At 37.0% G+C, this 12093-nt stretch carries 13 protein-coding genes; 6 read left to right on the top strand and 7 right to left on the bottom strand.

Translation table 11 applies throughout. From position 1 onward, the window contains the following. Window positions 1-6: 6 nt before the first annotated feature. Together ACT2CV_RS02500 and ACT2CV_RS02495 are read left to right on the top strand one after the other, a co-directional pair. On the top strand, window positions 7-1059 hold the full coding sequence (locus tag ACT2CV_RS02500) for a peptide ABC transporter ATP-binding protein (RefSeq protein ID WP_464972596.1): 1053 nt from the start codon (window positions 7-9) through the stop codon (window positions 1057-1059). A 2-nt stretch (window positions 1060-1061) separates the two neighbouring features. Further along, window positions 1062-1859 (top strand): peptide ABC transporter ATP-binding protein, encoded by a 798-nt coding sequence (locus ACT2CV_RS02495; RefSeq protein WP_464972597.1) that lies wholly within the window; start codon window positions 1062-1064, stop codon window positions 1857-1859. 51 nt (window positions 1860-1910) lie between these two features. Here ACT2CV_RS02495 and grpE read toward each other — a convergent pair whose 3' ends face one another. Next, window positions 1911-2528, bottom strand: a complete 618-nt coding sequence (grpE, locus tag ACT2CV_RS02490) for a nucleotide exchange factor GrpE (RefSeq protein ID WP_464972598.1) — start codon at window positions 2526-2528, stop codon at window positions 1911-1913. 143 nt (window positions 2529-2671) lie between these two features. On the opposite strand from grpE, the gene ACT2CV_RS02485 reads away from it, so the two are divergent. Further along, window positions 2672-3562, top strand: coding sequence for an NAD(+) kinase (locus ACT2CV_RS02485; RefSeq protein ID WP_464974015.1), 891 nt, complete (start codon window positions 2672-2674; stop codon window positions 3560-3562). 72 nt (window positions 3563-3634) lie between these two features. Then, the gene (gene recN / locus ACT2CV_RS02480) at window positions 3635-5311 is read left to right on the top strand and encodes a DNA repair protein RecN (RefSeq protein ID WP_464972599.1); all 1677 of its coding nucleotides are present in this window, start codon (window positions 3635-3637) and stop codon (window positions 5309-5311) included. Between the two features lie 62 nt (window positions 5312-5373). On the opposite strand, the gene prmB is transcribed toward recN, so the two are convergent. Beyond that, window positions 5374-6306, bottom strand: coding sequence for a 50S ribosomal protein L3 N(5)-glutamine methyltransferase (prmB, locus tag ACT2CV_RS02475; protein WP_464972600.1), 933 nt, complete (start codon window positions 6304-6306; stop codon window positions 5374-5376). Between the two features lie 73 nt (window positions 6307-6379). On the opposite strand from prmB, the gene smrB reads away from it, so the two are divergent. After that, the gene (gene smrB, locus ACT2CV_RS02470) at window positions 6380-6889 is read left to right on the top strand and encodes an endonuclease SmrB (protein ID WP_464972601.1); all 510 of its coding nucleotides are present in this window, start codon (window positions 6380-6382) and stop codon (window positions 6887-6889) included. 43 nt (window positions 6890-6932) lie between these two features. On the opposite strand, the gene fabA is transcribed toward smrB, so the two are convergent. After that, window positions 6933-7463: a 3-hydroxyacyl-[acyl-carrier-protein] dehydratase FabA gene (gene fabA, locus ACT2CV_RS02465; RefSeq protein ID WP_464972602.1), complete on the bottom strand. Its 531-nt coding sequence runs from the start codon at window positions 7461-7463 to the stop codon at window positions 6933-6935. A gap of 122 nt (window positions 7464-7585) precedes the next feature. Continuing rightward, window positions 7586-9343: an AAA family ATPase gene (locus tag ACT2CV_RS02460; protein ID WP_464974016.1), complete on the bottom strand. Its 1758-nt coding sequence runs from the start codon at window positions 9341-9343 to the stop codon at window positions 7586-7588. Window positions 9344-9481: 138 nt separating this feature from the next. Here ACT2CV_RS02460 and matP point away from each other — a divergent pair, with 138 nt between their 5' ends. Continuing rightward, window positions 9482-9928 carry a macrodomain Ter protein MatP gene (gene matP / locus ACT2CV_RS02455; RefSeq protein WP_464972603.1) on the top strand — a complete coding sequence of 149 codons (447 nt, stop codon included), beginning with the start codon at window positions 9482-9484 and terminating at the stop codon, window positions 9926-9928. Window positions 9929-9955: 27 nt separating this feature from the next. On the opposite strand, the gene ACT2CV_RS02450 is transcribed toward matP, so the two are convergent. The 3 genes from ACT2CV_RS02450 to thiL are packed head-to-tail and all read right to left on the bottom strand — an operon-like array spanning window position 9956 to window position 12079. Continuing rightward, window positions 9956-10585, bottom strand: coding sequence for a homoserine/threonine efflux transporter (locus ACT2CV_RS02450; protein WP_464972604.1), 630 nt, complete (start codon window positions 10583-10585; stop codon window positions 9956-9958). Between the two features lie 7 nt (window positions 10586-10592). Beyond that, window positions 10593-11081: a phosphatidylglycerophosphatase A family protein gene (locus ACT2CV_RS02445; RefSeq protein ID WP_464972605.1), complete on the bottom strand. Its 489-nt coding sequence runs from the start codon at window positions 11079-11081 to the stop codon at window positions 10593-10595. Between the two features lie 2 nt (window positions 11082-11083). Further along, window positions 11084-12079, bottom strand: a complete 996-nt coding sequence (gene thiL / locus ACT2CV_RS02440; protein ID WP_464972606.1) for a thiamine-phosphate kinase — start codon at window positions 12077-12079, stop codon at window positions 11084-11086. Between the last annotated feature and the right edge of the window lie 14 nt (window positions 12080-12093).

Below are 12093 nucleotides of genomic sequence, written 5' to 3'. Positions count from 1 at the left end.
TCAACAATGGCATTATTAGATATTCGTAATCTTTGTATTGAAATTCAAACACCACAAGGACGCATTAAATTAGTAGATAATGTGAGTTTGACACTAAACGAAGGCGAAATTTGTGGATTGGTTGGGGAAACAGGATCGGGCAAAAGTTTAATCGCGAAAGTGATTTGTAACGCGGCGAAAGAAAATTGGATTATTACAGCGGATCGTTTCCGCTTCGCTGATGTGGAATTGCTTAAACTCAATCCAAGCAAACGCAAAAAACTGGTGGGCAAATCCATTTCAGTGATTTATCAAGAGCCTCTCTCCTATTTAGATCCGAGTATGAAAATAGGCGCACAAATCATTCAACATATCCCCTCTTGGACATTCAAAGGGCGCTGGTGGCAATGGTTTGGTTGGAAAAAACGTCGTGCTATTGAGCTATTACACCGCGTTGGTATTAAAGATCATAAAGATATCATGAACAGCTATCCTGGTGATATTACTGAAGGAGAAGGGCAAAAAGTGATGATAGCCATCGCTGTTGCCAACCAACCTCGATTATTGATTGCGGATGAAGCCACGAATTCATTGGAATCTACAACGCAGCTACAAATATTCCGCTTGCTTTCAAGTATGAATCAAAATAACGGCACCTCAATTTTACTATCGAGTAATGACATCAGTACCATAAGTGAATGGTGCGATCGCTTTGTCGTCTTATATTGCGGACAAAATACCGAAACAGGGCCTAAAGAAAGTATTTTAGAAACGCCTCATCATCCTTACACAGTGGCACTTCTTCATTCAGCCCCTGATTTTAGTCAACCTTTACCATTAAAAAGTCGTTTAAGCACATTAAGAGGCAGCGTGCCATTACTAGAACATATGCCAATGGGTTGTCGTTTAGGACCACGCTGTCCTTTCGCTCAAAAAAAATGCGTCAATAAACCGCCAATGCGACGAGTGAGACAACATGAATTTGCTTGCCATTACCCGCTAAATTTACGAGAAATTAGCCAAGTAAAAGAAGTAAATAGTCCATTAACACTCAATGTAGAAAATCAAAATACGGAATAGATATGGCATTATTAGAAGTCAATCAACTTTGCAAGTCCTTTAAAGAACATTATGGTTTGCTCCAGCATAGCTATTTTCATGCCGTACAAGATGTCAGCTTTAAACTTGATCGTAAAAAAACCTTAGCGATTATTGGCAATAATGGTTCTGGTAAATCCACTTTAGCGAAAATGATTATGGGCATTACGCGTCCTACATCTGGTGACATTATCTTCCGAGGAAAAACGCTAGAATTTAACGATCCCAATCGCACAAAATATATTCGCATGGTATATCAAGATCCCCATTCTGCCTTTAATCCACATTTAAATGTAGGGCAAATATTAGATACGCCATTACGTTATATGACGGACTTAAATCAAGAGCAACGTGATGAAAAAATCTTCAATACATTACGTTTAGTTGGACTTTACCCCGATCATACAAATGTCAAAATCAATACGATGTCTGCTAGCCAAATGCAACGTGTTGCTTTAGCACAAGCATTAATTCTCGATCCCCAAATTATTATTGCCGATGATGCTTTGGGTATTCTTGATTCTTCCGTCAAAACGCAGCTAACAAATTTAATGCTTGATGTACAGGAACGCCGCGCAGTGTCCTATATTTATGTCAGCCAACATCTTGGTATTGTTAAACATATTGCGGATCAAGTACTTGTAATGGATAAAGGGCAAGTCATTGAATATGGAAAAACACAGGATATTTTTAGTAATCCGCAAACCGACATTACTAAACGCCTAGTAGAAAGTTATTTTGGTAAAGAATTAGACCAAAGTGCTTGGAAGAAAGAATGGTAAAAATAAACCGCACTTTTGATTAAAAGTGCGGTGGAATTTTATGAAGTTTTATTAAGCAGCAACCATCACCATCGCAGGACGAATCACTCGACCATTTAACAAATAACCTTTTTGTAATACAGTGGTGATTTGGTTAGTTGTAAATCCTTCCGTTGGTTGCATAGAAATCGCTTGGTGTAAATCAGGATTAAAGTTTTCTCCTACAACACCCACTGGTTCAATACCAAAACGAGCAACAGTGGCGAGCAATTCTTTTAACGTTAATTCTACGCCATCAAATAAACCTTTCACACATTCATCATCTTTATTGGCTTGTGTTGCCAACGCGCGCTCAAGATTATCAATAGTATTTAACAGATCTTTCGCAAATTTCTCTAAAGCAAATTTATGTGCTTTTTCCACATCTTGCTCCGCACGACGACGAATATTATCGACTTCAGCTCGTGCACGTAACTGAATTTCTTGCTCTTTTTTACCGGCTTCAACAAGTTGTTGCTCTAATTCTTGGACACGTAAAATCGCTTCTTCTAATGGATCGACTTCAGTACTCTCAGCATTGTTATCCACTTGTTCTTCTGCAGTTTCTACAACCTGCTCAACCTCTTGTTCAGCATGTTGTTCCACTTGTTGCTCTTCGGTTTGTTCTTGTTTGTATTCAGTTTCCGACATAGAATTCTCCATAAAAAATCAATAAATTAATTGTAATAAAAGGGCGAATGAATGTTCATCTTTACTCGTCAGTAATTTACATTGTAATATAAGGGCGTTTTTTTAAAATTCAAGTAATAACTATGTACAGCAACCGAGATAATATCAATCCACTACATAAATCATTCAAAACCATTGGTATCGTAGGCTATCCGCGCGATGATATCAATTTACAAATGCATAAAAATATTTTCTTATGGTTACAAGAACGCGGTTACAACGTACTTGTTGAAAAAAATCTTGCGACAACAATTGGATTAGAACCTAAATATATTGCCTCACTAGATCAAATTGGCCAACAAGCACAACTCGCCATTGTTATTGGCGGCGATGGTAATATGCTGGGTCATGCTCGCGTATTAGCAAAATACGATATTATTTTAATTGGTATTAACCGAGGTAATTTAGGTTTCCTAACCGACATCGATCCCAAAGAAGCTTATTCCCAGCTACAAGCTTGCTTAAATGGTGAGTTCTTCGTTGAAGAACGATTTATACTTGAAGCAAATGTAATGAGAGATAATCAAATCGTATCTAGTGGTAATGCGATTAATGAATTAGTAGTGCATCGTGCCAAAATTTCACATATGATCGAATTCCACGTGTACATAAATGATAAATTTGCTTTCTCACAACGTGCTGATGGCTTAATTATTGCTACCCCAACAGGTTCAACCGCCTACTCGCTTTCTTCTGGTGGCCCAATTCTCACACCTCAGCTTAATGCCATCGCATTAGTGCCGATGTATCCACACACCTTATCATCACGCCCATTAGTTATTGATGGAGACAGCAAAATTTCAATTCGCTTTGCTGGTCATATTGTGCCGAGTTTAGAAGTCAGTTGCGATAGCCAAGTAGCATTAGAACTTTCAAATGACGATATTGTTACTGTACAAAAAAGCCAACACAAATTTAAACTCGCCCATTTAAATAATTACAATTATTACAATGTATTGCGAACAAAATTAGGTTGGTCGAAAAAATTATTTTAACTTATCACAAAACACTTTACTGTATATAAATCATATAATATACTGTATAACATACAGTAAAGGAGTTTTGTTATGCTTACCCAACTTACCATTAATAATTTTGCTATTGTCCGCCACTTAGATATCGAATTATCCAACGGCATGTCTGTTATTACAGGGGAAACAGGTGCAGGAAAATCAATTGCAATTGATGCGCTAGGGTTATGCCTAGGTCAACGAACAGAGCTTTCAATGATTAGAGAAGATCAAGAAAGAACTGACGTTTGTGCAACTTTTTATATTGAACCAAAAACTAAAGTAGCCCAATGGTTACAGCAAAATGAATTACAAGATAACGATCACCCTGAAAACTGTATATTACGCCGTATCATCAATCAAGATGGGCGCTCAAAAGCATTTATTAATAGTACTCCGGTTTCTGCCTCACAGTTAAAAGAATTGGCAACCTATCTTATTCATATTAATGGACAACATGCCTCACAGCTATTATTAAAGAGTGATTTCCAGTTACAAACCCTCGATAATTTTTGCAATCATGCAGATTTGCTCAACCAAATGAACGCTGACTATCAGCAATGGAAAAAACTCAAACAACAGGTTGAGCAATTTAAACAACGCTGCATTGAAAATGAAGCAAGAAAACAACTTTTACAATATCAAGTAGACGAACTGGATGAGTTTAATTTACAACCTAATGAATTTTTAGAATTAGAAGAAGAACATAAACGCCTTTCAAGTAGTGAAGAACTAACCTCTTTGTCACAATCAGTGCTGACGTTATTAAGTGAAAACGAAACCGTTAGTGCAGACAGCTTACTGTACAAAGCAACCCAATATTTAGATGAATTAGTGGAATTAGATCCTCGTTATAGTTCTGTACAAGATTTATTACAAGAAGCATTAATACAGGTTCAAGAAGCCAGCAATGAAGTTCAGCATCTTTCTTCTCATATTGAACAAGATCCTTATTTGTTAGAACAAATTGAACAACGAATGAGCCAAGCGATTCACCTTGCGAAGAAACATCATATTCATGCAGAAAACTTAGTGGAATTTCACCGCACTTTAAAACAAGAATTAGCACAATTAGTTGATTTTTCCGAAAGTGAAGCAACTCTTATTGAACAAGAACAACAAGCTTTAGCCCAAATGCAAGAAACGGCAAAAGCACTACACAACAGTCGCAAAATCGGTGCTGATAAATTGGCAACCCAAGTTACAGCCTCAATTAAACAACTTGCAATGGAAAATGCGCAATTTTTTATTGATTTAAATACTGATTACGAAAAAATCACCACCAATGGCGCTGACAGTATTCAATTTAATTTACAAAGCAACTTGGGGCAATCCAGTCAACCGTTAGCGAAAACAGCATCAGGTGGGGAACTTTCTCGTATCGCATTAGCCATCCAAGTCCTGACTTCAGATAAAAGTGCTATCCCTACATTAATTTTTGATGAAATAGATGTAGGTATCAGCGGGGCAACTGCTAATGTAGTAGGAAAATTGTTACGCCAATTAGGAACAAAATGTCAGGTTATTTGTGTTACCCATTTACCGCAAGTCGCTTGCCATGGACACAATCATTTTATGGTGGAAAAATTTATTGTGGATGAAAAAACAGAAACAAAAATGACCGCACTTTCTCACCAAGACCGTATTCAAGCAATTGCTAAATTGTTAGGTGGAAGTAAAATCACTGCCACTGCATTAGCAAATGCCGAAGAAATGTTAAGTGCGGTCGATTAATCAATATTTTTTATAGAAAAATTTTATTGTAGGTAATTATCTATTATTCACATTAAAGCGAATTAATGCCATAAATGTTGATAATCCAGTAATTGTTGTTTAGTTAATGAAAACACACCAATGCCGCCATTTTCAAAATTAATCCAATTGAATGGCACATCTGGATAAGCATTAATTAAGTGAATCATTGAATTGCCTACTTCACAAATTAACACACCATTGTCATTTAAATAGTTTGCAGATTGAGCAAGGATCTTAGTCACTAAAGCTAATCCATCCTCACCTGCGGCTAACGCTAATTCAGGTTCATGTTGAAATTCGGCCGGCATACTGTCTAAATCTTCTTTATCCACATAAGGCGGATTTGTGACAATAAGATCATATTTATCTTGAGGCACATCGGTGAAAAGATCCGATTGAATTGGGATAACACGTCCAAGCATATTATGGCGCTCGATATTATATTCTGCCACTTCGAGCGCATCTGTTGATAGATCCACCGCATCCACTTCTGCTTCAGGGAATTGATCTGCGCAAGCAATTGCAATACAACCGCTGCCAGTGCACATATCTAAAATTCGAGTTGGAGCTTTATCCAATAACCCGTCAAATTTATTTAAAATAAGTTCGCCAATTGGAGAACGAGGAATGAGCACGCGTTCATCCACATAAAATTGTAACCCACAAAACCAAGATGAATTCACTAAATAAGGGGTTGGGATACGCTCTGAAATGCGCGCCATGGCTAATTCAATAATCTCTTGCTTTTCAAACTCAGTAAGACGCGCATCATATAAGTCTGTTGGCACATCCATCGGCAAATTTAAGCTGGAAAGCACCAATAATGAGGCTTCATCCCAAGCGTTATCCATGCCATGACCATAAAAGATCTCTTGTGAATTAAACATACTGTACACCCAACGGAGATAATCCTTAATTGTGTGTAAATCTGTTAAAACCGAAATCTCTTTTGCTCCTTTTTCGAAAAAAGTCATCCAATGCTCCTGTTTGGTAAAATACAAATTTTCCGTTAGTATATAGAAATTTCGCTCAACAAGGAAAGGTATAATGCTACAGAATGATGATTTAAATCTATTTCGTGACGAAATTAAAGGTATTAAACCCTTAAAACAGGATATTTTTGTGCCTGAACGCAGCAAAAAGCAATTAAGAAAAAAAGCAGAGCAAAAAGAATTACGAGAAAAAGAAGATACATTGTTTTATTTTTCTGATGAATATGAGCCATTGTTAGAAGAAGAAAGTGCGGTGAAATATTTAAGAGAAAATGAAGATAGCTATCTGTTAAAGCAGCTTCGACGAGGTGATTTTTCTCCAGAAATTTTTTTAGATTTACATGGTTTAACTCGAGAGCAAGCCAAATTGGAGTTAGCCAGCTTAATTCAAGCTTGTGAAAATGAAAATATTTACTGCGCAAGTATTATGACCGGCTATGGCACTTTTACCTTAAAAAAACAAATTCCCCGTTGGCTTGTTCAACATCCCAAAGTAAGAGCACTACATCAAGCACCACGAGAATGGGGCGGAGAAGCTGCAATTTTAGTGTTATTAGATGTATAAAAAAGCCCGAATAAATATTCGGGCTTTACAATATCGTTATTATTTAAAAAGCTGAGGTATCTTGAAATAGACCCACTTTTAAATCTGTCGCAGTGTAAATGACTTTTCCGTCCACTTCGACTTCGCCATCTGCAACGCCCATAATTAACTTACGATTAATCACGCGTTTTAAGTTAATGCGGTAAGTCACTTTTTTCGCTGTTGGTAAAATTTGACCTGTGAATTTGACCTCACCAACACCTAAAGCACGTCCTTTCCCTTCACCGCCAATCCAGCCGAGGAAAAAGCCAACGAGTTGCCACATTGCATCTAAACCTAAGCAACCAGGCATAACTGGATCGCCAATAAAATGACAAGCAAAGAAAGGTAAATCTGGATGAATATCTAATTCAGCTTCAATATAACCTTTTTGGAATAATCCGCCTGTTTCATTCATTTCAACGATACGATCCATCATTAGCATTGTTGGTGCTGGGAGCTGTGGGCCTTTTTCGCCAAAAAGTTCTCCACGACCAGAAGCTAATAATTCCTCATAAGAATAAGAACTCTTTTTGGGTGTACAAGTGTTAGTCATTTTTCTCTCTTTTTGTTATATAAAATAGGTTTATCCAATTAAACCACTGAATAAACCTATACTAACAAAGTCCAGTCTAAAAATATACAGCTAACACATGTTCGCCAAACTGTTCCGATCAGTTATTTTTTATTTAACCATTTAGACCAAAAAGACGAATGTTGTTGCTCTGAACGACTTTCAATACGTTGATTAATTAATTGCGCAATAGACAATTCATCTGACGATGTTTCGGCTTGCTCCAATTTTCGTTCAAATAAAATTTCACAAGCATCGAATACATCAGAAACTGCCCAAATAGAAAATTGATTATTTTTCACCGCACTTACTACTTCATCACTCAGAGAAAGTTGATAGCAAGTAGTATCAGGAATAATCACGCCTTGCTTGCCTGTTAAGCCTCTAGCTTTACAAATAGCGAAGAAACCTTCAACCTTATCATTCACACCGCCAACTGCGTGAACAATGCCGAATTGATCGATTGTCCCCGTTACTGCGATGGATTGTGGAATATTCAATTCAGATAATGCACTCACTAAGGCTAAAAATGCAGCTAATGAAGCACTATCACCGTCAATTTCTGCGTAAGATTGCTCAAAAACGAGTGAAGCCGAAAACGGTAACTGTGAAGGCAAATCCAACAAATTGGATAGACAACTTTCAACAATCATCATACCTTTACTATGCAAATTACCCGCCAACTCACTTTTTCTTTCAATATCAATGACTTCACCATCGCCAAATTGAACAATACAACTGATTCTTGAAGGCTCACCAAAAGATAATGGCGTACCTGCAAATTCAACAACAGACAAGCCATTAATTTGTCCAATGGCTTCCCCTTCTGTTTCAACATAGACTTGGTTATATAAAATATCTGAATAAGCTTGCTCTTTTAAGAAACCATATTGTGCTGATTTCTGTTGAAAAAATGCCTCAAAATCCACCGCACTTAATGCCAATTTACCTTGAGCAATCTGTTGCGTTTCGCTCAGTACATTTTTTAACAATGGCGGCGAAATATTAATAAGAATTCGGCTTTCACTCTCACGCACAAATAATTGGTAGAGCTTATTCATTCCCTCTGCTGTCAAATTAGGTAAAACGTGCTGTTTAGCAAAAGATTGTACATATTGCTGCCACACAATTTGCTGGTCTGGCTCTTGTAAGGAAATATAATTCTCAATTTCCGCATAATCAGCCATTTGATATAGCTGCTTTTCCCATTCTTCAAAGGTCGCAATTTCTTCTCTTGAGCCTAGCAATACCACTTTCAGCGATAAATCATAACTTGGAATTTCACAAGGTAAGGCTTTAAAGGGATGTGTGGAATACCAAGTAAAACGTCGCTCTAATAAAATTTGTTTCAAACGAGACCAACAGTCAAATTGCGCCAATAAGTGAGATAAACTCAAAATAAGTACGCCTTGATTTAATTGATGGACCAAACCTGCATTTAATTGAATATCATGAGAAGTGGGATGAATTCGGATAGCACCAAATAAAGTTGCCTGATCAAAATACAAAGCCGTTGCAACAATTTGCTTAGCTGCAAAATTATCTTCAAAGGATTGCGCAGGTAATGCACTCACTTGAGCAAAAGAAAAGCTATCCGCTTGCTCCACTATATATTGCACACCTGATAACGACAACGGAGCCTGTTGTAATTTAATAAAATTTTCCACCGCACTTGCATAATCTAATACGCTATCAGCTTTTAATACTAATAAACTGCGGTGTGAATTTTGCAAGAATTGATGAATAGCTGTTTTTACTTTAGGTTGTAAATCTAACAAGCATACAGATTTATCGGGCACATCAGATTCAATTAAGTTAGGCTGCAAATCTGTCCAATTTAATTTTGGCTCAGTCAATGAAATCACTATCGTTCTCTTTCGTTGATTAAATGGTTGGCTATTATCGCATACTTCCGCCTTTTTGCTAAAAATTTACTAGCCAAAAAACGATAAAAAGCGTATATTAATTTCAGTTACCACGTCACTAAAAGCATAAAAATCATGAAATATCAGAAACTTGAGAATCAAGAAAGCCATTGGAAATGGTTATATCTCACCAAAAAATTTCGCGAAGGTGAAAATATTACCGACTACCAAGAACAAAGTTTAGCGCAAGAAAAAGCGAAAGAACTGATTTTGTGCAAAAATCAACCTAAAGCCATTGAAGATTGGATTAAACAACATATGTCGCAAGGCTTAGTAGTAAAACTTGATCAAGCCATTCGCGCGCGCCGTAAGCGTTTTTTCAATGGGGAAAAACAGCATACGAAAAAGAAATCTATTGATTTAGAATATGCGGTGTGGCAGCGCCTTTCTCGCTATTCTCGCAAAATGAATATGACGCTTTCTGAAACCATTTCTTATATGATTGATGAGCGAGAAAGCAAAGCCCTGTATGAAAATCAAATGACCATGATGAAAGCTAGCTTAAAAGATTTGCTCAAATAATAAAACCTTCCAAATGGAAGGTTTTATTTATATGGAAAGTTCCAATATGCCACTATAAACTAAATAACCACCAAACAAAGCGAAAACTAATCCAGCAAAATTATCGATATAACGACTATATTGCGTATAAATTTGTTTTACTGCTGGACGTGAAAATAAAACCGAAAGTACATAAAAATAAACAAAGGTTTCAATAATCATAATCGCTAATGCAATGAGGATTTGCCACGTTTGCGTTAAATTGACTAAAACGAGTGACATCACGCTACTAAAATAAATTATGGCTTTTGCATTAGATAGATTAACAAATAATCCTTTTAGCACTTCTTTTTTGATACTCGTCTGCTGGTTAAATTCTTGTTCGGTATAGTTCTCAAATTTTACATTGCCACGACTTTTAAGCATTAATACGCCCAGATAAGTTAAATAAGCACCGCCTAAAACCATAACAATGCCATGCATCATTGGCATGGTTGTAAACACAAAGGCTAAACCAAGCATTGAAGCAACAGCCCAAAAAGTAACGCCTAACGTAATGCCAATCACACCGCAAACAGCATTACGTCTTGAATTACTAGCAGCCATTCTGCTCACATAGAAAAAATCAGGTCCAGGTGTTAATAAGCCAAAGAAATGTACAATCATTAAATTAAGCATAATCAACCTATGCAATCAACGAATAAAAAAATAACAATAATACGGCATATACAGCAGCCAAGACATCATCAATCATGATGCCAAAACCATTTTCTAATTTTTGATCAAAGATTTTAATTGGATAAGGTTTTAAAATGTCGAAAAAACGAAATAGCACAAATGCCACAATGCACCACAACAGATTTATTTCAGGTACCGCGGCTAACACTAACCAGATACCAATAAATTCATCCCACACGATTGAACCATGATCATGAACGCCCATATCATCGGCTGTCTTTTGGCATAAATAGCAACCTAATACAAAACAAAGTGCGGTGAAAAAAAGGAAAGTTTTTATGGTTAAACATTGCAACAACAATGCACCTAAAATCAACCCAGCTAAACTCCCCCAAGTCCCCGGTGCAGGGCGAATCAAACCAGAGCCGAAACCTAGGGCTAAAAAATGAATGGGATTTGTTAAGCTAACCTTTGCTAAGGGATTTTCAGAATTCATATTTATTTAAAATGCTCGAAACTAGTTAGTTGTAAATCAATCGGTTGGTTATGGCGTTGATAGAGAATATTTGATGGTTGCTTTTCTATCATTTGACCAATGCAAGTACAAGGCACACCTAATGAAGCTACATGTTGTTCTAACTCCGCTTGTTTCTCTTGTGGCACCGTAAAACACAGCTCATAATCTTCACCACCTTGTAACGCCAATAGCTCGGCTTTCTCTCGTCCATATAGATTAACAAGTGCTTCAGAGCAAGGCAAATCTTCTAAATTTAACACCGCACTTAGATTGCTACGCGCTAAAATATGTCCAAGATCTCCGACTAAACCATCAGAAAGATCTAAGGCACAATGGGAAAGTTGATGTTTCGCTAACAATTGCCCTAATTCGATTCTCGGTGTTGGATGAAGATTACGACGAATCAAAAAAACTTCGTCAGAATTAACCGCAGTTTTATGATGTTGATAATGTTCTGATAGCAAATAAAAGCCAGCTAAACCATCACCAATAGTGCCTGAAACATAAATCCAATCACCGACTTTCGCTTGATGACGACTGAGTGCTGTGTTTGCATCCACAAATCCTTGCGCTGTGATGGTAATTGTCGGGATTTTGCCACTTGTGGTATCACCACCAATTAATTTCACATTATATTGATTTAAAATCTCAAACATTCCTTGGCTAAATCCCTTCAACCAATCAGAATCAATTTTGGGTAAAGTTAATGCGAGAGAAACCCAAGCTGGCTCAGCCCCCATGGCTGCCAAGTCACTGAGGTTAGTCGCAATGGCTTTATAACCTAAATCACGCGGATCAATATTGGGATAAAAATGAGAGTTTTCCACCATAGTATCCGTCGTAATTGCCAATAGCTTACCTTTAGGCACTTGCGTTAAAGCACAATCGTCGCCAATCGCTAAATGAACATCATTCCTGCCAATTTGACGTGGTGCCTCAAAAAATGTTTGAATAAGATCAAATTCACCATTTGCCATATTTTTAACCTAAA

The sequence above is a fragment of the Reella acinonychis genome (assembly GCF_052384575.1).
GTDB lineage: Bacteria > Pseudomonadota > Gammaproteobacteria > Enterobacterales > Pasteurellaceae > JBQSUQ01.
The sequence above is the reverse complement of the archived record's forward strand: the minus strand, read 5'-3'. Positions and strand labels throughout refer to the sequence as shown.